Raw genomic sequence first — 21329 nt, 5'->3', positions numbered from 1 at the left:
CGCGGCGTCTCCTCGGGGCGACACGCCGGGCTCACGGTGAATCGCGATCGGCGCTTGCATCGTCTTGGAGGCGGGCGTACGGTTACCACTACATCTAGTAGTTACACCGCTGTAGTTATCCACATATAGTTCACATGAACAGGTGGATGGTTCACAGCGGTGAGGGTGTTGTTCCACAAGGACTCACGCTCGTATCCACAGATTCCACAGGCATCGGCCGCATCTGGGTCGGGCTGGATCCACAGGCTCCGGGTCCACGTGCCTGGCCCAAAGACCGCGACTCAAGAAAGGGGCTCGACGTGCTCTGTCCGTTCTGCCGCAACAGCGACACCAAGGTGCTCGACTCCCGTGTCGCGGAAGACGGCGGCCAGATCCGGCGCCGTCGGGTCTGCCAGGGATGCGAGAAGCGGTTCACGACCGTCGAGCAGATGCAGCTGATGGTGACCAAGCGCTCCGGCGCCGCGGAGCCGTTCAGCCGCGACAAGTCGGTGCACGGCGTACGCAAGGCGTGCAAGGGTCGGCCGGTCACCGAGGATCAGCTCGCCTGCCTGGGCCAAGAGGTCGAGCAGACGCTGCGGAGCCAGGGTCTGGCCGAGGTGCCCAGCCACGAGGTGGGGCTGGCGATCCTCGCGCCGTTGCGCGAGCTCGACGAGGTGGCTTATCTGCGCTTCGCGAGCGTCTACCGGGCCTTCGGCTCGGCGGACGACTTCGAGCGGGAGATCCAGATGCTGCGTACCGAGCGTGAAGTCCAGGCCCACGAGGCGAAGCATCCGGTCGAGGTTCCGGTGGGCACCGACTAGATCCCACGGCCATCGCTTCGAGGTGGCTCACAGACCGGTCCGGGCGGGCCGTGGGGAAGCGACCCGTCCGGACCATCCAGCAAGGCAGTAACAACAGGAGACTCGACCATCAGCACCGACCAGCAGCACGGCACAACGATCGATGACCACAGGATCGACAACAGGGGGAACCACGAGATGACGGACACAGCAGCAGAGGCACAGGCACCAGCGAAGGCGGGCGCCCGGTTGAAGGTCGAGCGGATCTTCAGCACCGAGGGTGTGCACCCCTACGACGAGATCAACTGGGAGCGACGCGACGTCGTCCAGAAGAACTGGAAGACCGGCGAGACCGTCTTCGAGCAGACCGGGGTCGAGTTCCCCGACTTCTGGTCGCTCAACGCCTCGACGATCGTGACGACGAAGTACTTCCGCGGTGCGATGGGCTCCGAGAAGCGCGAGCAGAGCCTCAAGCAGCTGATCGACCGGGTCGTGAACACCTACGTCGCCTCCGGCAAGGAGAACGGATACTTCGTCAGTGACGACGACGCCGATCTCTTCGGTCGCGAGCTCACCTGGCTGCTCGTCAACCAGCACTTCGCCTTCAACTCGCCGGTCTGGTTCAACGTCGGCACCGAGTCCCCCCAGCAGGTCTCGGCCTGCTTCATCCTCTCGGTCGACGACTCGATGGACTCGATCCTGAACTGGTACAAGGAGGAGGGCCTGATCTTCAAGGGCGGCTCCGGTGCCGGTCTCAACCTCTCCCGCATCCGCTCCTCCAAGGAGCTGCTGAAGTCCTCCGGCGGCACCGCCTCCGGCCCTGTCTCCTTCATGCGTGGCGCCGACGCGTCCGCCGGCACCATCAAGTCCGGTGGCGCCACCCGTCGTGCCGCGAAGATGGTCGTGCTCGACGTCGACCACCCCGACATCGAGGAGTTCGTCGAGACCAAGGCGCGCGAGGAGGACAAGATCCGCGCGCTGCGCGACGCCGGCTTCGACATGGACCTGGGTGGCCGCGACAGCCACAGCGTCCAGTACCAGAACGCCAACAACTCCGTGCGCGTCTCCGACGAGTTCATGCGTGCCGTCGAGGAGGGCAAGAAGTTCGGCCTTCGCTCGCGCACCACCGGTGAGGTCATCGAAGAGGTCGACGCCCGCGAGCTCTTCAAGAAGATCTCGGTCGCCGCGTGGGAGTGTGCCGACCCGGGTCTGCAGTACGACGACACGATCAACGACTGGCACACCAACCCGGAGACGGGCCGCATCACCGGCTCCAACCCGTGCTCGGAGTACATGTCGCTCGACAACTCCTCCTGCAACCTGGCGTCGCTGAACCTGCTCAAGTTCCTCAAGGACGACGACACCTTCGACGCCGAGCGCTTCCAGCAGGCCTGCGAGGTCGTCTTCACTGCGATGGACATCTCCATCTGCTTCGCCGACTTCCCGACCGAGGCGATCGGCGAGACGACCCGCGACTACCGCCAGCTCGGCATCGGCTACGCCAACCTCGGCGCGCTGCTGATGGCGATGGGGCTCGGCTACGACTCCGAGGGTGGCCGCACCATGGCTGCCGCCATCACCTCGCTGATGACCGGCGCCGGCTACAAGCGCTCGGCCGAGCTGGCCGGAGTCGTCGGCCCGTACGCCGGGTTCGCCCGCAACGCCGAGGCGCACCAGCGGGTCATGCGCAAGCACCAGGCCGCCAACGACGCGGTGCGCTCGATCAACCCGGTCGACCGCAACATCATCGACGCCGCCACGAAGGTGTGGAACGACGTCGTCGAGATCGGCAAGGTCAACGGCTTCCGCAACGCGCAGGCCTCGCTGCTCGCGCCGACCGGCACCATCGGCTTCATGATGGACTGCGACACCACCGGCATCGAGCCCGACTTCTCGCTGGTCAAGTTCAAGAAGCTCGTCGGTGGCGGCTCGATGCAGATCGTCAACCAGGTGATCCCGCGGGCGTTGACCAAGATGGGCTACCAGCCCGAGCAGATCGAGGCGATCGTCGACTACATCGCCGAGAACGGTCACGTCATCGACGCCCCGGGTCTGCGCCAGGAGCACTACGAGGTCTTCGACACCGCGATGGGCAAGCGCGCGCTGCAGCCCATGGGTCACGTGCGGATGATGGCGGCGACCCAGCCGTTCCTCTCCGGTGCGATCTCCAAGACCGTCAACCTGCCCGAGTCGGCCACCGTCGAGGAGATCGAGCAGGTCTACCTCGAGTCGTGGAAGCTCGGCCTGAAGGCCACCGCGATCTACCGCGACAACTGCAAGGTCGGCCAGCCGCTGGCCGACGGCAAGTCGGACTCGGCCAAGAAGGACCAGGGTCTCTCCTCGGCCGAGGCGGCCGCGGCCGACGTCGAGCCCGAGGTGGTCGAGAAGATCATCGAGAAGATCGTCTACGCCCCGACCCGCAAGCGGCTGCCGAAGTCCCGCGTCTCGCGCACCACCTCCTTCACGGTCGGTGGCGCCGAGGGCTACATGACCTCCGGTGCGCACGCCGACGGCGAGCTCGGTGAGGTCTTCCTCAAGCTCGGCAAGCAGGGCTCGACCCTCGCCGGTGTCATGGACGCATTCTCGATAGCGGTCTCCGTCGGCCTTCAGTACGGCGTGCCCCTGGAGACCTACGTCTCCAAGTTCACCAACCTGAAGTTCGAGCCGGCCGGCCTGACCGACGACCCGGACGTACGCATGGCGCAGTCGCTCATGGACTACGTCTTCCGCCGGCTGGCGCTGGACTACATGTCCTTCGAGGACCGCTCCGCGCTCGGTATCTACTCGGCCGAGGAGCGTCAGCGCTACCTGGAGACCGGCTCCTACGAGCCGCTCGGCAACGGCTCCACCGCCGCCGAGCTCGTCGAGAAGAAGGCTCCGCAGCACAAGGCCGAGGCCAAGACCGAGACCGAGGTCGTCGACGCCGACATCAAGGAAGACGCTCCGGCCGAGGCGGCGACCACGGACGAGGCCCCCAAGGCCGCCGCCCAGACCACCGCCGAGCTGCTCGAGTCGATCAGCGGCATGGCCATCGACAGCCCGCTCTGCTTCACCTGCGGCACGAAGATGCGCCCCGCCGGCTCCTGCTACGTCTGCGAGGGCTGCGGCTCGACCTCCGGTTGCAGCTGAGTCCTGAGTGACTGAGTCCGGTCCCGCACCCGATGTTGGGTGCGGGACCGGACTGGTTTTCGGGGGAGGGGGTCGACGACCACGCCGTCCTGCAGTTCCAGCTCAGGAGAAGCCCAGGCCCGCCACGTTTCCAGGTGATGCGCGGCGGGCTCGGGATCGGCCACAGAGCTCACGTCGCGCACGATAGGCGCGACCACCGACAGTCAGCGCCCGAGGATGCGGGCGAGCCAGGTGCCGTTGGGGTCCTTGGGGTCGGCGGTGTGCCCGGAGCACCAGCGCCCGGAAGGCACCGAGGCCCTGACCCGGGAGACGTGGCGGCCGCAGCCGGTCCAGGTGGTCTTGCCGCACTTCTTGCAGCGTACGGAGCGACACATCGTTCAGGTCCTGTTCTGTAGGTCTGGTCGGTGCTCAGGCGGGAGGTTCGCCGGCGTCGAGGGCGTCGACGAACTCGCAGAAGGCGTCGAAGGCGCGTGCGCCGTGAACGGTGGCGGGGCCGCCGTGCATGAGGAAGGTGACACCGATGGCCTCGGCGGCCTCCTGGGGGCTGGCACCCGCTCGGGCGGCGGCCTGCCCGTGGGAGGCGATGCAGCCGTCGCAGCCCTCGACCACGCCGATCGCGAGTGCGATCAGCTCCTTGGTCTTACGGTCGAGCGCGCCGTCGGCGAAGGAGGCCCTGGAGAGCTCGCCCCAGCCTTTGTAGACCTCAGGGATGGCGCGGCGCAGCTCCCGATGGAGCGGCCCGAGCTCCCGCAGGACGCTCTTGCCGTGGGGAGATTCGATGTCGGTCGTGATGGTCATGACAGGTCCTTCCTGCGTTGGGAACATAACCCCCTGGGGGGTTACGATTTCGAAGGTAGCATAACCCCCTGGGGGGTTATAGAATCGACGAAGACAACACCTGAGGAGACCCATGACCAGCTTCACTCTGAGCGCCGTCGTCCCCGCGTCGTACGCGGAGACCTTGGTTCGCGTACGACAACTCCTCGGTGATGCCGGATTCGGTGTCCTCACCGAGATCGACCTGGCGGCCACCCTGCACGCCAAGCTCGGTGTCGACATTCCGCAGCAGGTGATCCTCGGGGCATGTATGCCGCAGCTCGCTCATCGTGCGCTCGAGGCAGATCCGCGGATCGCGACGATGCTGCCGTGCAACGTCGTGGTCGCCGCCGAGGGTAAGGGGACGCGGGTCGAGGCATTCGACCCGAACGCGATGATCTCGTTCAGCACGGACACCGTCGTCTCCGAGGTCGCGGCGGATGCACGGCAGCGTCTCACCGGCATGCTGGAAGCACTCACTGGAAAGAAGGACGACGATGCAGCTCGAGCCTGACGAGATCAAGGCCATCATCATCAGACTCAAGCGGGCCAACGGGCACCTCGCTTCGGTGATCCGGATGCTCGAGGAGGGTTCGGAGTGCGAGGACGCCCTCACCCAGCTCGCGGCGGTCAACAAGGCGGTCAGCAGGGGTGGGTACGCCCTGGTCGCCACCGGACTGGAGAAATGCCTTGCCGACGGTGGGCGCGACAGCGTGGACACCAAGAAGATGGAGAAGCTCTTCCTCGCGCTGGCGTGAGGCGGATGAGCCGGTTGCTGTCCACAGGGGCGGCTCAGGACGGGGTTGTCCACAGGCTCGCCAACGCGGGTGGCAGGACATCTGGATCAGGGGTCTGCTGGACCCATGCCGAAACGAGACAAGCACCAGACCCGACCTGTCCAGCACGCGAGGTTCCGCGATTCACGTAGGCGGACGTTCGCCGAGAAACTCGTCGACAGCCCTTACTGGCCGGCGATGTTCGCGGTGATCGACGCCGAGGCTCGTGGGGATGTGAAGGCGGCCCTGGAGATCATTCGTAGGACGGGAAACCAGCTCGACGGTGACCAGTTCTGGCATCCGCAGCGCATCGAGAGGTTGGAGCAGATGGAGCTCCTCGGCGCCTTGATGCCGCGATGGGCTCACTCACGATGGATCGTCTCGCAAGCGATCCAAGGGACCGATCCGCGCAACAAGTGGCGGATGGCGAAGGCGATCAAGGTCGCGATCGACGTGCGCGGCGGGCCCGACCCTGTCCGTGACCGGGAGGACGACCGGATCCAGATCATGGACCGCAACTGGGTCTATCGCCAGGCGTTCCTCTACGAGCTCGGTGGTCTCGAGGCCTTCCTGCGACACAACGCCGCGGGCGACCTGATCGCCGGTGCCGACCGGATCTGGGAGTGGACGCGCGCGCCGATGCGGGGCCTGCGGCTCCTGCGGCGTGAGTCGCGGCAGCTGGTCTGGGAAGATCCGGTGACCGGTGGGCAGGTGAACACGATCAACATCGGCTCCGCGGTGTTCGTCGATGACGGTGAGTGCGTGATCGGGAGGGTCGTGCCGATCGAGGGCGGCGCGATGTTCGAGACGGCGCCGCTGCGGGTTCCCGACGAGATTGCGTACGCCGTCGCCGATGAGCCGGATCGCTGGATCGACGCGCTCCGCGACATCAGCGAACGGCCAGGGGGCTCGGCGGAGCCCGACAAGATCTGGGTGACTCGAGGTCTTCGCGACTACGGATTGCTCACCGATATTCCGTACGCCCTGGTCACGCTGGCCATGGACGCCGGCCTGCACGCATTCCACCACCCCGACGACGGCGACCTCGACGAGCTGTTCACCCACCCCGACGACTACCCGGCCTGCCTGGCGGCATGGCTGGTGCAGTCCGGCACGATCAAGGCGCTCAGCGCAGGCATCCCGGCGGAAGGTCGCGCCGCCCTGGACTCATTCGTCGAGCTCGTGCCCGAGCCGGCCGCCGGGTTGATCCACGACCTGACAGACCACCGCTCTGCGGCGTGACGGTCATGGCGTGAGCCTGGTGCTACCAGCCGACCGTCGGCTACTTGTCCCGCTTGAGCCGGAGCGTCTCGAAGTCGGCGCCGAGGATGTGGAAGGCATCGACGAGGAGGCCGGCGATGAGCTCGGCCTCGGGTTGGGGCACGGTGCGCCAGTAGTGAGGGGCGGGCGGGGGAGGTGCGATGGGGTCGGAGTCGTCGGGGGCGAGCCAGCCGGCCTCGCGAAGCGCCTCGTGCTGCTCGACGGGCGCCTCCCAGATGCCCCCGATGTGCTGGGTGCCGGCGAACTCGGCGTAGAGCACCTCGTCGATGCAGAGCACCTGGCCCCACCGCGACGGAGCCGCCGGCTTGGACACCTTCGACCTGAGCTTGCCCAGGAGGCCTGTCGGTGACGGCGGGTCGGGTTCGGGCTCCCCGATGATCACGAACTCCTGCTGCCCGAGGTCAGCGAGCTCCGAGGCAATCCGTTCCAGCCACTGTGTCGCGTCCACACCTCCATCAAACCAGGGTGGGTGATAGGCCCGGCGGCGTACGGGCGGGGGAGTCGCATTGCTGCTCGTTCACGTTGAGGGGGTTGCCACGGGTTCCCTGCACTGGTTGCATCTGTGCGCCGCTTCCTACTGACGAGGGACCCCACATGAGACTCGGGAAACGCCTTACCCGCGGGCTTGCGCTCGCGTTTCCGCTGGCCGCGATCATCTCGGTCGTTCCGGCCGCCGCTTGGGCTGACCCGCCGGGCGCGTTGCCGGCGTCGGCCCCGGAGGGCGACCGCACCTGGCAGCCTGCGCTCGACTTCGACACCGACGGTTGCTACAGCACTCCGGCCATCGGCCCTGACGGCACGCTCAACGGGGGCCTCGGCATGGGCGGCGACGTGAACGGCCAGTGCCGCGATCTGTCCGACCTGCAGAACACCAACGTCTACTCCCGCTCGAAGTGCAACAGCGGTTGGTGTGCCTACCTCTACGGCTACTACTTCGAGAAGGATCAGGCCTCGCTGGGCCCCGGCTCGGCCGGCCACCGGCACGACTGGGAGCACATCATCGTGTGGGAGCAGGATGGTCACGCCAAGTTCGTCTCGGTCTCCCAGCACAGCGGCTATGAGATCAAGCCCGAGTCGGAGCTGCAGTTCGACGGCGGTACGCACCCGAAGGTGGTCTATCACAAGGATGGTGGCAGCACTCACTGCTTCCGCTTCGCCCAGGGCTCCGGCGGCGACGAGCCGCCGGAGAATCATGAGGGCACCTGGCAGGTCAAGGGCCTGGTCGGTTGGGACAACTATCCGGCCGACATCCGGGACACGCTCGCCGGAGCTGACTTCGGGTCCGCGACCTTCAAGCTCACCGACGGGCGCTTCGGTGACGCGCTGGCCGGCGGGAAGCCGTCCGAGGTCAGCCTCGACCCCTACGCCTGACCAGCGCGTCTGGTTCAGGCACGCTGGCCCCCGCTCAGCTAGCTGCTCTGGTCGAAGTTGAACAGTGCGATCGGGGCGGAGGTCGGCGCCTTCGAGCCGCCGTCGGGTTCGACGGTGATGCCGGCTGCGGTAGCGGCCGAGGCATCGCCTTCGAGCACGATCGTCTGGTCGCTGCGGTCCGGCATCAGACCGGCCGGGACCATGGCTTCGTCGACCTGGAGCCAGAGCTCGTAGACCTTGCCCTTGGGTGCGTCCGGCATGCCGGAGGTGATCAGCACCGCCTTGGCCTCCGACGAGGAGCGCACCAGCCGAGCACGTGCGCCTCCGGGCAGCTCGGCGGCGACGGTCGTCGCGTCGTCGGCATGCAGTATGCGGTCTGCTGTCGTCATCGTCTGGCTCGAGTCGTCCCGGGTCAGCTCGACGACGGCGACCGTGCCGGTCCCGGCGAGGGCGATCACTGCTGCCGCTGCGGCGACGAGTCGCCACCTCGGTCGGCGGCGGCCGGTCGCTGCGTACGTCTCAGGGGGCTCGGTCGTCTCGGTCGCGCCCTGCGCAGTGCCAGTCTCGGGCGGAAGGGGGCGGATCCCTTTGATCCCGGCGAGCAGGTTCTCCCGCATCGCGACCGGGGGAGCGGTGTCGGTCAGCCCGCCGAGGAGGGAGGCGCTGTCGCGAAGGCTGGCCACCTCGGCGCGGCAGTCGGCGCAGACGGCGAGGTGCCGCTCGAAGCGGGCGCGTTCGACGTCGTCGACGGCGTCCACGGCGTAGGCGCCGGAGAGGGCGTGAATATCGTGATCGGTCATTGGTTCACTCCCATCGCGTCGCGCAACCGGATCAGTCCGTCTCGGATTCGGGTCTTGGCCGTGCCGACAGGAAGCTCGAGCATGGCAGCGACCTCGGTGTGTGTATAGCCGCCGAAGTAGGCCAGCTGCAGCGCTTCGCGCTGCACCTCGGTCAGCGCTGCGAGTGCGGCGTGGACCCGGCGGGCCTCCATCGAGGCCTCTGCTGCTTCGGAGGTCGTGTCATGCGGTGTCGGCTGGGTGTTGCCGTGGTAGGTCGTGTCGTTGCGGCCGGCGGACTCCGCCGACCGGACCCGGTCGACGGCACGGCGATGAGCGAGGGTCAGCATCCATGAGATCGCGCTGCCCAGGCCCTCGTCGTAGCGGCTGGCTTGGCGCCACACCTGGAGGAAGGCCTCTTGGGTGACCTCCTCGGCCTGGGCCGGGTCTCGCACCACCCGCAGCACCAGCCCGTGCACGCGGGCAGAGGTGGCGTCGTAGAGCTCGGCGAACGCCGCCTCGTCACCTCGGGCGATGCGGCGCAGGAGCCCGGGCAGTCCGGGGGACCCGGTCCCCCCCGGCGACGAGTCGCCGGAGGGGACAGAGCTGAGAGGTCTCATGGGGTGATCCTCGCTGATGTCTTGACGGAGTTGCAGATCAGGGCATCAGAACGGTGTCGACAACGTAGACCGTGGCGTTCGCGGTCGGGATGTTGCCGCACAGGACCTTGGCGTTCTCCTTGCCGACGGTGAACTTCTCGTCGGAGCCCTTGACCTCGATCATGTCACCGGCCAGGGTCTTGTGCTCACCGGCGATCTCGTCGGGTCCGAGCTGGCCGGCGACCACGTGGTGGGTGAGCACCTTGGTCAGCATCTTCTTGTCGGCCATCACGGCGTTCAGGTCGGCCTTCGGGATCTTCTTGAAGGCGTCGTCGGTCGGGGCGAAGACGGTCAGCGCGTCCGCACCGTTGAGGGTGTCGACGAGCTTGGCCTCACCGACCGCCGAGACCAGCGTCTTGAGCAGCGGGTTGGCGCTCGCGGCGGAGGCGACCGGTGCGGTCGACATGCCGTTGAACGAACCGGCGCCGTCGGCGGGGATCAGCTTGCAGCCTTCGCCGAAGGTCTCTGCGCCGGCGTCGGTGGTCTCCTCGGAAGAGGACCCGGTGGACTCGGTGGACTCGGAGGTCTTGGAGCCGCTGTCGGATCCGGAGCCCGCCCCCGTGTCCTCAGAGCCGCAGGCCGCGAGGCCGACACCCAGCAGGAGCGCCATCGACGCGACTGCGCTGCCGGTGCGGGTGAACTTGTTGAGCTTCATGAGAGTGCCTTTCGAGGGATGTCTCTTCTTGCTGTCATGAGTGCTTCGGCACCGTGGGCCGATCGGATTTGGTCGATTTGTGATCGGTTCGTCATCGGTCTCGTCGTGAGGTCGGACGTCAGGCGACGGTGACGACGACTTCCTGGATGCCGCTGGAACCATCGGGGAACGGGGTGGCGCGGCTGGTGTCCTGGGCGGTCCCGTCGCGGTCGGTGACACGTACGGCCAGCTGATGGCTGCCGGGCTCGGCGTCCCACGGCAGATACCACTGGCGCCAGTAGTCGATGCCGGCGTCCGGACCGAGCTTCGCGGGCTGCCAGCGACCGCCGTCGATACGCACCTCGACCTTGGCGACGCCGGTCTGCTGGGCCCATGCCACGCCACCGATCACCGTGCGGCCGGGCTCGATGGTGCTCAACGGCCGCGGCGTGTCGATCCGGCTGGAGAGCTTGATCGGGGCGTCGATCGCCCAGTCGCGGTCGGTCCAGTAGGCGGTCGCCGCGTCGTACCTGGTCAGGGTCAGCTTGGTGACCCACTTGGTGGCACCGACATAGCCGTAGAGCCCGGGCACCACCAGTCGTGCCGGGAATCCGTGGGTGCGGGAGAGCACCTCGCCGTTCATGCCGAGGGCGAGCATCGCGTTGCGTCCGTCGAGGGCGGCCTCGAGCGGGGTGCTGATCGTGAAGCCTTCGACATCGGTCGAGAGGATCTGATCCGCCCGGCTGCCGACGCCGGCCTCGTCGAGGAGCTCCTTGAGAGGTACGCCGGTCCAGCGAGCAGCGCCGACGAGCTTGCCGCCGACCTCGTTGGAGACGCAGGTCAGGGTGATGTCGTGCTCGACGTTCTCGCGCTCGCGCAGGTCGTCGTAGCTGAAGGTGAGCTCCCGGTCGACGTCCCCGTCGATCTTCAGCTCCCAGCTGTTCTGGTCGACGATCGGGATGGCGAGCTTGGTGTCGACCCGGTAGAAGTCGCGGCTGCGGGTCTGGAACCGTGAGATTCCTGCGTACGTCTCCTCGAGCCCCTTCGCCAGCGCGGGCAACGGCTTGCGCACCCGGGGCAGCGAGATGTTGGCGAGCGCGGTGCGGCTACGCACGATCAGCTGTCCGCCGGCCGCTGCCGCGGCGGAGACCAGGGTGAGAGCCCCGAACCCGACCAGGACGCCGCGCCTCGACAGGCGGGCGTCCTCCCTCCTGTCGGGCCCGGGGCGGTCCGGGATGGTTTCGTCATCGATCGTTCGGTTCGGGATCGTTCCTACCGGAACGTTCTCTTTCGAGACCGGATGGTCCAGAACGGAACGAGCGCGCAGCGCGCGGGTGAGGAACACCAGCGTCGCGATCCCGAGCAGCAGCGCCACCGCGGTCGGCACGAGCTGTCCGATCTCGAAGGAGGGCTGGCGCACCACGGCGCCACCGGCGATCAGCACCAGCACCGCGATGAGCACGACGCCCAGCCCCAGCCGCCTTCTGGCCACGACGCCGATCACCGCAGCGAACGCGATCGTCGCCAGCAGCACGCTGCCGATCAGGATCGGCTTGTCAGCGTGGCCGAGCTCGCGCACCGCCCACTCCTTGACCGGAGTGGGCGTCGCGTCGATGACCGCGGTGCCGACCGCGAGCGCAGGAGAAGACGCGGGGGTCAGGAGAGCGGCGGTGAAGTGCGCCAGAGACATCCCGACCACTCCGGCGAGCACACCAGCGGTGGCATGGGCAAAGGTCCGGCGGTCCAGTCGCTTCATGGCGGGGATTCGCACCCGCGCCCGGATCGGATTTCAACGAATGGTCTGCGCGACCGGTTCAGTCGGAGTCGCGCATCTTGGCGAGCCTGGCCCGCAGACCGGCCTCCCGGTGCGCATTGGCGCGCAGGTCGGCATAGGTCTCGCCGTAGACCCAGAGCAGCGCGTCATCGAGCCGTCGCACCGCGCCCGGCGGATAGCGGTAGTCCATCCGCGCCATGAGCGTCTCCTCGTCGACCGAGCGCAGCGCCTCGCCGAGCTCTGCCAACGACGTGATGCCCAGCTCGAGGATGACGCCCGAGATCCACGCGTAGTGGTCGGTGCGCGACCAGCCGGCATCGGCGTACTGCCCGGCCAGGAACGCCGCGAGCTCACGGGGGCTGATCCGCGGGTCGTCGTCGACGGCCTCGGAGCTGGCGCGGGTCACGCTTCGCCGGAGCCGATCCCTGATCGTCGAGAACTCGCGGTCGGCGAGCTCGAGCAGACCGGCGGCGAGCGTGAAGCGACGGTCGAAGTCGGGAACGTGCTCGCTGGGGATGGTGCCCTTGTAGCGGATGTCGTGCTCGAACTCGGCCCACGCGTGCTGGAGCACGGTGCGGATCTGGATCTGCGCCTGGCGGCCCCGCAGCAGCCCGTACGCCGCCTGCCCCTCGCGCGCGGCGTCGAGACTGATCAGCAGGTGCCGGCTGGCGTACCCGAACCGTCCTTCGCTCGCGGTCTCCTGGCCCATGTCGCGGTCGTCGTGGACCACGACCTGGTCGTCGAAGAGCTCGGCAACGGCCTGGACGTCGCTGTGGACGTACGTGATCACCCGCAGCCCGATCTGGTCGGTGATCTCGTGGAGCGGGTCGGTGAAGACCGGGCGTCCGTCGACGGTGCGGGCGGCCTTGGCCGCGAACGACGCGACCGACTTCGCGCGAGAGGTCACGGTGAGGTAGTTGATGCCGGCCTCGTCGAGGATCGAGGTCACCAGCTGCACGTACTGATCGGCAGCTTCTTGCAGCGTCGGCTGCATCGCGGCGTACTTCCGGACTGCGGCCCCGGGGTCGTGGATCTTCGCCTCGGCTCGTCCGCGTGGTGTCGGGCGGAGGTCGTCGGGCAGCGTCGGCGTGACGATGTAGCCGGTGGCGAAGTCGCCGTAGGTCGTGGTCCGGTCGGGTGTGCGGGTGACGAACAGGCCGATGTAGGCGCACAGCACGGCGTCGACCTGATCCTCGACCGCGCGCAGCTCACTCTTGCGCAGCGCGCTCTCGGCGGCGGTCCGCAGCGCCAGCCAGGAAGGGTTGTTGTCGAGCTGCAGCGGCGGGTCGGCGCTCGCGAGACCTTCGAGCAGGCCGAGCAGCATGAGCAGCTCGGCGCGGAGCTGATCGACGTCGCGCCCCGACTTGTTCTTGTACTTCAGCGTGCGGCCCAGGTGGAAGAAGGCGATCGTCGCCGGGTGCGGATAGACCTCGATCGCCCGGCGCCGGCGACCTGACCGGGGGTTCATGTCGAGCCCGAGCCGCGCCGCGATCCGGGCGCCCCGAGGCTGCTCGCTGAACTCCGGACGACTGGTGTTGGCGGGGTGCGCGCCCGCGTCGAAACGGGCGAAGTCCTTGTTGAGCGCGGCCTCGGCCGGGCGGCTCCCGGTGGGGTTGGTGACGATCAGGGGAGCGTCGATCGCGACCAGGCAGTCGCCTGCGACGTACGGCTCCAGGGCGGTGACGATCTCGTCGTCGGTCTTCGCGGCCGAGACGTGGACGAGGCGGCCTTCCTCGTCCAGGACGGCCAGGCCGGTGGGCCTGCGCACGCCCCAGGCGAGGTCGACTCCGATGAAGTGCATGGGGCCAGACTGCCCGCCCGTGACCCGCCTGCCCAACCCCGGAGGTCGTCAGCGCGTCGCCTGCACGATCGTGATCGGTCCGAACCTGTGCTCCACGTGGTCGATCTCGCGGGCGTCGGCGAAGCCGGCGTCGGTCAGCAGCTTCACGATCGCGTTGTCACGGTTGCGCGCGGCGTACGCCTCTCGTCCGCGCTGGCGCCGACTGTGACCACGCCCGTGCCGGTGGCCGTCGTGCCCGTGGTGCCCGTCGTGCCCGTCGTGACCCGGCCCGTGGTCGGGGTCGCCGAAGTCGACGATGGTCACCCGCCCGCCGGGCCGGAGGATCCGGTACGCCTCCCGGCCGAAACCTTCGCGCCCCGCGTCGTCGACATGGTGCAGCGCGAGCGAGGAGACGACGTGGTCGACGCTGCCGTCCGCGGGGAGCAGGCGGTCGGCATACCCCTGCACCAGCGAGAGGCGTACGCCTCGCCGACGCGCCTTGCGCGCGGCCAACCGCAACCCGGCGGCATCGGGGTCGTGCCCGGTGACGACGGCGTCCGGGACGGCGCGGAGCACCGAGAAGGCGAGGTTGCCGGTGCCGCTGCCGACGTCGAGCACCGTCTGGCCCGAGGTGATGCCGGCGAGCTCGACGGTGCGTTCGTGGAGCGCGCCGACGCGGGCGTACCGCGTGAAGAGGTCGTAGAGGGGGAGCAGCCAGTTGCGGCCCATGGCGGGGAGGAAGTCGCGGCCCTGTTCGCCCTCGGCGCGGCCGTCGATGATCTGTATCGTGGTCATGGTTCTACGATGGGACATCTTGCGGATCACTGGTGGTAAGGAAGTTGGCAGCGATGGGACGTTCTTCGGATTCGGTCCAGGATCGCGTCCGTAGCGTGCGCACGGTGCGGGCCGACGGCACCCCGGTCTATCGCTGGGAGCAGCGTCCCGGTGTGCCCGCGGTCAGGGTCGTGCCGCTCGATCCCCGCTGCGACGACGACCACCGCCCGCCCGACATCGGGCATGCGCACGACTTCTGGGTGCTGGCCTACGTCGAGCGCGGCGGCGGTGCGGTCGATCTCGACGGCAGGCAGGTCGTGCTGCGCGACGGCGAGGTGCACGCCATCGCGCCCGGCGAGGTCGTGGCCGCCGACTCGCTCGCCGAGCTCACCCACGCCCGGGCCTGGTCGGTCGCGTTCACCCCCGACGCCATCCCGACCCTCGCCTCCATCTCCCCGCTCACCTGGTCCCACCACCCGTTGCTCGCCCTCTTCGCCGCCGACGGCCGCCGCGGCGTGGTGCCCGAGCCCGACCGTCCCCGCTGGCAGGCCTGGCTCACCGACCTCTCCGACGAGCTGCGCCATCCCGACCGCCTCGGCGCCCGCGACGCCATCACCGCAACCCTCACGCAGCTTCTGGTGGCGTCGGCGCGACTCGCCCCGTCCACCCCGATCGCCCCCGACCCGCTGGTCGGCCGCGTCTTCGACGAGATCGAGCGGACGTACGCCACCAAGGTCTCCGCCGGCGACCTCGCCCGCACGCTGGGCTACACGCCCGGCCACCTCACCACCGTCATCCGCCAACGCACGGGCCGCACGCTGCTCGACTGGCTCACCGAGCGCCGCCTCACCGAAGCCCGCCGCCTCCTGCGCGAGACCGACCTGCCGCTCTCGGTCATCTCCGTCCGCGCCGGCCTCAGCGACCCCGGCTATCTCGTACGCCGCTTCAAAGCTCGCTACGGCACCACGCCGGATCGGTGGCGGCGGGACGCGTGAGCCAGCGGTCGCTCGGCGGCCAGGACTCTCGAGGCGCTGTCCGTCGACCTGGGTCGTCGGGCCTCTCCATGTGCAGGGGCTACGACGAGCTCTACAGCTGGCTGCACCCGGTCAGCGATCACCCGGTCGCACGGACTATCCGTGCCGCCCGTCGCGGATCTCGCCCCGTGGATTCTGGCTAGGGTCGGGGCATGGCAGACATCGACCGGTTCAACGAAGAGGCAGCTTCGTGGGACGAGGATCAGACCAACGTCGAGCGGGCCCGGGTGGTGGCTGCGGCGATCCGCGACGTCGCACCTCTTCACGGCGACATGCATGCCCTCGAGATCGGTGGCGGCACGGGTCTGCTGGCTCGCGCTCTGGCCGATGACCTCGGCACGGTCGTCGTCACCGACGTCTCGCCGGGCATGGTCGAGGCGGCCGCGCGGGCGCTCGACGACCCGAGGTATGACGGGTGGGAGGCGAGGCTCTACGACATCGAGCACGACCCTCTGCCGGAGGACCGTTTCGACCTGGTGATGGCGCAGCTCGCGCTCCATCACATGGGCGACGTACCGGCTGTCGTGCGCCGCTGCGCCGAGCTGCTGCGTCCAGGAGGTTCGGTGGCGCTGGTCGACCTCGACCACGACCCCGAAGGTGCCTTTCATGCCGCCGTGCCCGACTTCCAGGGCCATCACGGCTTCCTCCGCGACGACGTACGAGGGTGGCTGGAGGCGGCCGGGTTCACCCATGTGACGGTGACCGGCGCCGGCGTCGAGACCAAGGAGGTCGAGTCGGTCGCCCGGGAGTTCCCGATGTTCCTCGCGTCCGGCCGCCTGCCCTGACCGCTCGCCGAGAACTCAGAAGTCGCGGGCGGTCTCGGACCCGGGGCCCCCGATGCGCTGGATGTGCACCCGCCTCGCCAGGCGGATCATCGGCCGGACCAGCAGCTCGACGCTGCCGATCAGGAACAGCCACGTCCCGGCGGTCGTCGTGGACTCGTGGAAGAACAGGACGCTGCCCACGATGAAGAACACCGCGATGGCGATGTCGTTGGTGATGCTGAGGAGCTCATAGCGCCGCCTCAGCACGATCTCCTCGTGGCCGATGTGTAGCCGGATGTCCTCACTCATCTGGCCACGGTAGCCGGGAGCTTTGGGCCGGTGATGGGCCGCTGGGCAGCAGGCGATGGGCGAAGTAGGCGTCGAGCATCGTGTTGACGCCAGGAGGTGTGAGATTGCAGAAGACGTCTTACGCGGCTCGCTTAGACGGACGCCTCATCGAGGCGCTCACTCAGCCATCCCGGGATGCTTTGGGAATCACGCGGAAAGTCGCGAACGTCGATGGCGTAGTTGAATGCGCGGACGGGCATGCTCCATCGAGGTTCGTCGTCATAGTTGAACGTCGTGCGAGCGTCGGCGTGGTCGTCGCCTAGGTCGGTGATGGTCCACTGGGCTGACATCCAGGTGCCGGCGCCAGGTACGTACATGACCTTGCGGAGTTCGCTGAGGAGGTCATCGACCGCGAAAGGGACGCCTTCGGACTCGTCGATGGTGCCGTCGGTGCGCTCTACGATGAGCTCGTGCTCGGAGAGCATAGAGAGGATGCGGCAGCTGAAGGTCAGCTTGCGCCATGGGCCGGTGACCTCGGTCGGGAGGAGCGCGGAGATCTCGCTGATCAGCACCGCCTGCCGGTTCATGTGTGGCGGATCTTGTCGAGGCCGTTGGCGGAGAAGGTCCGGAGCATGCCGTCGACGACGGCTTCGGCGTCCCAGGCATCCGGAGCTGTGAGGTAAGAGCCGCCCGCGACGAGGCGGGACTTGATGCCGCCCGTCGAAGTGTCGATCTGCCCGACGCTGTCCGCGATCCATGTTCGGTAGCCGACCGGGATGGACCAGCCGCCACGACTGGCCTTGATGAGGGTCTCTTCGTCCCGCGACGCGGCGACGAGTGGGGTCCACGACTCGATCACGGCGCGGATCACTGTTTCTGCTACCACTTCCGTGACGGTCCGCGGGATAGCCTCCTTGATCTCCACGGTCAGCGAGTTGCTCGGTGCGCGACGTCCGGACGTTGGTGCACCGGCGGTGAGTTGGACGCTGAAACGCAGTCGCTCGCCGGCCGCCGTGAGCATGAGGCTGTAGCCGCTCGCAGGCTCGGCGTCGCCGAGGTCGTCTCGGACAACCTCGCGGGCGACTAGCTCTACGCGACGCTCACGTTCGTCGGGCCACGGCTCGTTTCGGGTCGTCCGCCACTGGGTATGTTCGACCCAGGGAGCGTTAGCGGTGATGAGGCGCTGGACACGATCGGCGATGGTCGAGGGGTTCTCGTCCCGCGGCAACCAGGTCGCGTACAAGTAGGCGCCGTCTGCGCCCCAAAGAAGCGTTGGAGATTCGGGCGGCGTCGCGTCTCTGGAGGTGTAGATCACGGCTACTTCGCCTGACGACGCGCTTCGTCCAACCGCTCTCGCATCCACGCTGGGATGTTCTGTGGATCGCGCGGAAAGTCCTCGAGGTCGAGCCCGTACATGGCGGGGTTGAGCGGCTCTTGCCAGGAGGGTTCGTCGTCGTAGTTGAAGCTGGTGCGCCCAGACCAATCGCCGAGGTTGTTCTCGATCGTCCACTCCAGCGACAACCAGGTGCCGCCACCCGGCGTGTACATCACCTTCCGGAGTTCTTTGAGCAGTTTGGAGACACCCCGCGCGGCGAGGGCCGTCTCAGGTGCGCCGTTCGGACGATGAACGATGAGGTCCTGTTCTGCGTACATCGAAACTGCGCGCCGTCGGAGAACAACGGAAGTCCATTCGCCCTCGACTCGCTCCGGAATCATCGGGCCGATCTGAGACATGAGTTCTCCCTGGCGCTCCAGACCTGACCGTTCAGAGCCGGGGTGGTCTGACATTCTCGAACTCCTTCTCGTCTGCGACGCCGTCGATGCTGTACTCAACGGTGATCGTGGTTGGGACGGGCCCATCGTCGTCGTAATCAACGTACAGACTGAACGACACGTCGTGGCCCCGGTCGACGGCATCTCTGAGGTTCGACTCCAGTTTGTAGAAGTTGTTCGGGATGCTGCCGTACTCCGGTGAACCTGGCCGGTTGAGCTCCTGGAGCATCGCAACGATGTTGACGCGCTCGCGGCCACCGCCGGCGTAGTTGGCGATGAGGTGGCCTCCGTCGTAGCCGGGGCCACCTTTCTTTCCTACATCGGCTTGGATATGTCCAGAGCGTGGTGTGTCCCGCCGGACCATATGCGGGTCATGGGCCTCGATGGTCCGCGACCCCGTATCCGTGATGAACACATGTCGGTCGCTGACGGCATAGGTGACGTTCGGAGCCGGGGAGTTCAGATCTGGGTTGGGACGGGAGGCATCGCCGTACGCAGTCTCGGCGTAGAGAAGTCGCCCTTCTCCGTCGGTGTAGTAGGTTCCACGGCCCGGAACCTCATAGGCGGTGTTCGACTCCAGCGCGAAGTCATTGCCAGGGAACGACGTACGCGGCCCAAGCTTCGGTCCCGGGGCGCGCCGGCTGGTGCCTGGGCGCGGCCACCGCTCTTGTATAGGGCTGACCTTGGACACCGCTAGCTCAGCAGCCCCGCTTGACGACGTTGAGGCAGGCGCGGACGGCTGCATGGGGACGGGTGGGGAAGGTGGGGGCAAGAGAGCCGCCGGTCTGCCCTCAGCGGTGACAGCTTGGGGCGCCGCTTCGTTCTGGAGCCCCGGGGCCACAGGAGCTGAAGACGAGTTGGCCGTGGCAGATGCGTGCAACTCCGGATCGCGGTAGGGAACGACCGACCGACGCCACCCCGTCGCCATCCCCCACGCGAACCCAGCAGCACCCCAGATATGCCCGATCCCGTACGCCGCGGGGCGGGTGAAGCGCCAGGCGATGTAGGTGAGGACGGCGCAGATGGCGAGCTTGAGGGTGTAGTGGACCTGCGTGCTGGTCAGGATGGCGCTGAAGAAGCGGAGCAGGACCAGGGCGACGACGAAGTAGATCGGGCCCATGACCAGCGGGCCGATCACGCGGTGCAGCCAGCCGACGGCGAGGTCGCGGGTGCGGTCGAACATGAACAGGATCCCCGCGGCCGGCGCGAACGGCACGATGAGGCGGATGAGCACGAACGCGAGCAGGATCGCCAACCCCGCGATCAGCAGGTAACCGCAGGTCACGAACACTGCGATCAGGTTGACGAGGCCCGCGGTGGCGCGCTGGCCCCAGTGCTCGCCCTTGAAGTATTCGTAGGCGACCGAGTCTTCACGGTCGATCTGGCCGGCGATCGTCTTGAACGCGTCCTGCTTCTCCTCGACGATCGCCTTGCCCTCGCCTTCGGGGTCGGACCGGTAGGTCTCGTACTCGTCGAAGGTGAAGTGGGTGGCGCGGAACAGGTCGGGTCCGTGCTCGCGAGCTGTCTCCGAGTCGGCGTCGCCCAGGGCGCCGGTGAGCCAGGTGCGGTATTGCGTGGAGCGTACGAGCTCGTCCATCTGGCCGTCGATCGCAGCGACTGCCGGGTCCTCGCCGGGCGCCGGGTGGTCGTCGAACCCGGTCGCGATCAGGGTGACCACGTTGCGTACGCCGTCATCGACCAGGCGAACCGACTCGACGGGATAGGAGATCAGCAGGGTCGTCGTGAGCAGTACGACGCCCGCCCATGCGACGGCGGTCGCCGACCCGGCGACGTGCCCGGTGCGGGCACGCCAGATCGCGGTCGCGGCGACCAGGAGCACGGCGACGGTGATCCACGGGCGCCAGACACCGTCGGTGACCGCACGGGTCGCGTCGACGACGGGGTTGTCGAGGGCCTGGACCGGGGAGTCCGGGTCGACGACGGCGTTGAGCAGCGCGTGGGTCCAGTTCGGGAACGTGCCGGAGACCTGGAGCAGGATGTTTCCGATCGCCGTCCCCGCTCCGGCGACGAACTGGCCGGTGCATCCGTTGTCGTAGGTCCACAGCTGCGGGGTCGTGCCGTAGGTCGACTCCAGGCTCACGCCCTCGTCGTCGAACGGATCAGCATCCTTCGGACTCTCTTCGAGCTGCACGATCCACGACCCGGCGCCGTGCGGCGAGGCCGGGATCGGCGCATCGTCGTTATTGCACGCGAGATCCGCTGCGCCCGCCGGCGACCCGGCCACGATCGATCCGATGACGACGAAGGTCAGGCCGAGTAGCGCCACGAAAAGACGCGATCGTCCGCGCGGCCGGCGTATGCGCTGCGGTGCTCGACCGTCCACGCGCTGACCCCCGATGCTCCCGATGTCCCACAGCAGTCTCGCTCAGGGTTTCGGCGGTCGCCACCGCCTACCGAGCGGCGGCTATGCCGTTGTCGATGGAGCGAAGTAGTCGCCGAGCATCTCGGTGACCCATGCCGGCTGGTGAGTCTTCCCGCGCGTGCCGAACTCTGCGAACCAGGGCTTCACGTCGAGGATCGGAGTGCCGTCGACGGCGTCAAGGTCTTCGACGTGGAGGTCGAGGCCATCGACCTTGATGAGCTTGCAGCGGGAGATGCCGAGCCAGTTGCGGCGCCGCATGTTGCGGTGGCCGAGGTTGCCGACCTCGGGCCAGGCCGGGTTCTCGCGGGCGCGACGTAGGCCGAGGTTGAGGTCGGTCTGGTCGGTGAGGTGGAAGAAGAAGACGACCTCGAGGTGGGAGAACTCCTCCAGACCCTGGGTCGCCTCGAGCGGGAACAGGTCGGGGTCGAGGCGGATGATCGCCTGGGTGCCGCCCCAGTAGTCGTCAGTGGGCTCGGTCCGGCCGCCGACGACCTGGGCGATCGGGGTCATGGGGATGGGTTCCATGGATGCTCCTTGG

The 21329-nt window shown here is 67.9% G+C and carries 23 protein-coding genes; 8 read left to right on the top strand and 15 right to left on the bottom strand.

Annotated features, from left to right (window positions below; translation table 11 throughout):
* Positions 1-299 precede the first annotated feature (299 nt).
* Positions 300-800 (top strand): transcriptional regulator NrdR, encoded by a 501-nt coding sequence (gene nrdR / locus FB381_RS21060; protein ID WP_141782090.1) that lies wholly within the window; start codon positions 300-302, stop codon positions 798-800.
* A gap of 177 nt (positions 801-977) precedes the next feature.
* Positions 978-3908 carry a vitamin B12-dependent ribonucleotide reductase gene (locus FB381_RS21055; protein ID WP_141782089.1) on the top strand — a complete coding sequence of 977 codons (2931 nt, stop codon included), beginning with the start codon at positions 978-980 and terminating at the stop codon, positions 3906-3908.
* Positions 3909-4111: 203 nt separating this feature from the next.
* Here FB381_RS21055 and FB381_RS23985 read toward each other — a convergent pair whose 3' ends face one another.
* Together FB381_RS23985 and FB381_RS21050 are read right to left on the bottom strand one after the other, a co-directional pair.
* On the bottom strand, positions 4112-4282 hold the full coding sequence (locus FB381_RS23985; protein ID WP_170225257.1) for a hypothetical protein: 171 nt from the start codon (positions 4280-4282) through the stop codon (positions 4112-4114).
* Between the two features lie 34 nt (positions 4283-4316).
* Positions 4317-4706: a carboxymuconolactone decarboxylase family protein gene (locus tag FB381_RS21050; protein ID WP_141782088.1), complete on the bottom strand. Its 390-nt coding sequence runs from the start codon at positions 4704-4706 to the stop codon at positions 4317-4319.
* 112 nt (positions 4707-4818) lie between these two features.
* Between FB381_RS21050 and FB381_RS21045 the strand changes: the two genes are divergently transcribed.
* The 3 genes from FB381_RS21045 (at position 4819) to FB381_RS21035 (ending at position 6742) form a co-directional block, all read left to right on the top strand.
* Positions 4819-5238 (top strand): DUF302 domain-containing protein, encoded by a 420-nt coding sequence (locus tag FB381_RS21045; RefSeq protein ID WP_141782087.1) that lies wholly within the window; start codon positions 4819-4821, stop codon positions 5236-5238.
* Positions 5222-5482 (top strand): metal-sensitive transcriptional regulator, encoded by a 261-nt coding sequence (locus FB381_RS21040; protein WP_141782086.1) that lies wholly within the window; start codon positions 5222-5224, stop codon positions 5480-5482. Before FB381_RS21045 ends, FB381_RS21040 begins: the two co-directional genes overlap by 17 nt.
* 216 nt (positions 5483-5698) lie before the next feature.
* Positions 5699-6742 carry a hypothetical protein gene (locus FB381_RS21035; protein ID WP_141782085.1) on the top strand — a complete coding sequence of 348 codons (1044 nt, stop codon included), beginning with the start codon at positions 5699-5701 and terminating at the stop codon, positions 6740-6742.
* Between the two features lie 40 nt (positions 6743-6782).
* Here FB381_RS21035 and FB381_RS21030 read toward each other — a convergent pair whose 3' ends face one another.
* Positions 6783-7229, bottom strand: coding sequence for a TY-Chap domain-containing protein (locus tag FB381_RS21030; protein ID WP_141782084.1), 447 nt, complete (start codon positions 7227-7229; stop codon positions 6783-6785).
* Positions 7230-7375: 146 nt separating this feature from the next.
* Between FB381_RS21030 and FB381_RS21025 the strand changes: the two genes are divergently transcribed.
* Positions 7376-8152 (top strand): NPP1 family protein, encoded by a 777-nt coding sequence (locus FB381_RS21025; protein WP_141782083.1) that lies wholly within the window; start codon positions 7376-7378, stop codon positions 8150-8152.
* 38 nt (positions 8153-8190) lie between these two features.
* Here the strand turns inward: FB381_RS21025 and FB381_RS21020 are convergent, their stop codons facing one another.
* The 6 genes from FB381_RS21020 to FB381_RS20995 form a co-directional block, all read right to left on the bottom strand.
* Positions 8191-8952, bottom strand: coding sequence for an anti-sigma factor (locus FB381_RS21020; RefSeq protein WP_141782082.1), 762 nt, complete (start codon positions 8950-8952; stop codon positions 8191-8193).
* Entirely contained in the window at positions 8949-9548 is a 600-nt protein-coding gene (gene sigK / locus FB381_RS21015; RefSeq protein ID WP_141782081.1) for an ECF RNA polymerase sigma factor SigK, read from the bottom strand. Before sigK ends, FB381_RS21020 begins: the two co-directional genes overlap by 4 nt.
* A gap of 37 nt (positions 9549-9585) precedes the next feature.
* Complete coding sequence (locus FB381_RS21010) at positions 9586-10242, bottom strand: fasciclin domain-containing protein (RefSeq protein WP_141782080.1); 657 nt, start codon at positions 10240-10242, stop codon at positions 9586-9588.
* A 118-nt stretch (positions 10243-10360) separates the two neighbouring features.
* On the bottom strand, positions 10361-11977 hold the full coding sequence (locus FB381_RS21005; RefSeq protein WP_141782079.1) for a molybdopterin-dependent oxidoreductase: 1617 nt from the start codon (positions 11975-11977) through the stop codon (positions 10361-10363).
* Between the two features lie 58 nt (positions 11978-12035).
* Positions 12036-13796, bottom strand: a complete 1761-nt coding sequence (locus FB381_RS21000; RefSeq protein ID WP_141782078.1) for a DUF429 domain-containing protein — start codon at positions 13794-13796, stop codon at positions 12036-12038.
* 48 nt (positions 13797-13844) lie between these two features.
* Positions 13845-14570 carry a class I SAM-dependent methyltransferase gene (locus FB381_RS20995; RefSeq protein ID WP_141782077.1) on the bottom strand — a complete coding sequence of 242 codons (726 nt, stop codon included), beginning with the start codon at positions 14568-14570 and terminating at the stop codon, positions 13845-13847.
* 95 nt (positions 14571-14665) lie between these two features.
* Here FB381_RS20995 and FB381_RS20990 point away from each other — a divergent pair, with 95 nt between their 5' ends.
* Together FB381_RS20990 and FB381_RS20985 are read left to right on the top strand one after the other, a co-directional pair.
* Positions 14666-15544, top strand: coding sequence for a helix-turn-helix transcriptional regulator (locus FB381_RS20990; RefSeq protein ID WP_246088242.1), 879 nt, complete (start codon positions 14666-14668; stop codon positions 15542-15544).
* Positions 15545-15735: 191 nt separating this feature from the next.
* On the top strand, positions 15736-16368 hold the full coding sequence (locus FB381_RS20985; protein ID WP_141782075.1) for a class I SAM-dependent methyltransferase: 633 nt from the start codon (positions 15736-15738) through the stop codon (positions 16366-16368).
* 15 nt (positions 16369-16383) lie between these two features.
* Here the strand turns inward: FB381_RS20985 and FB381_RS20980 are convergent, their stop codons facing one another.
* From FB381_RS20980 to FB381_RS20955, 6 genes are all read right to left on the bottom strand, one after another.
* On the bottom strand, positions 16384-16656 hold the full coding sequence (locus FB381_RS20980) for a YrhK family protein (protein WP_141782074.1): 273 nt from the start codon (positions 16654-16656) through the stop codon (positions 16384-16386).
* 131 nt (positions 16657-16787) lie between these two features.
* Positions 16788-17222 carry an agglutinin cell wall attachment protein gene (locus FB381_RS20975; RefSeq protein WP_141782073.1) on the bottom strand — a complete coding sequence of 145 codons (435 nt, stop codon included), beginning with the start codon at positions 17220-17222 and terminating at the stop codon, positions 16788-16790.
* Positions 17219-17950, bottom strand: coding sequence for a hypothetical protein (locus FB381_RS24140; RefSeq protein ID WP_211352507.1), 732 nt, complete (start codon positions 17948-17950; stop codon positions 17219-17221). Before FB381_RS24140 ends, FB381_RS20975 begins: the two co-directional genes overlap by 4 nt.
* Before the next feature lie 2 nt (positions 17951-17952).
* On the bottom strand, positions 17953-18423 hold the full coding sequence (locus tag FB381_RS20965; RefSeq protein ID WP_141782072.1) for an agglutinin cell wall attachment protein: 471 nt from the start codon (positions 18421-18423) through the stop codon (positions 17953-17955).
* A complete protein-coding gene (locus FB381_RS20960) occupies positions 18401-20695 on the bottom strand; it encodes a DNA/RNA non-specific endonuclease (protein WP_141782071.1) in 2295 nt (764 codons plus the stop codon). The genes FB381_RS20965 and FB381_RS20960 overlap by 23 nt, the downstream gene beginning before the upstream one ends.
* Before the next feature lie 138 nt (positions 20696-20833).
* Positions 20834-21316 carry a TrmO family methyltransferase domain-containing protein gene (locus FB381_RS20955; protein WP_141782070.1) on the bottom strand — a complete coding sequence of 161 codons (483 nt, stop codon included), beginning with the start codon at positions 21314-21316 and terminating at the stop codon, positions 20834-20836.
* Positions 21317-21329 lie beyond the last annotated feature (13 nt).

The organism is Nocardioides albertanoniae, from assembly GCF_006716315.1.
GTDB classification, from domain to species: Bacteria; Actinomycetota; Actinomycetes; order Propionibacteriales; family Nocardioidaceae; genus Nocardioides; species Nocardioides albertanoniae.
This window is presented reverse-complemented; position numbering and strand designations above follow the sequence as displayed.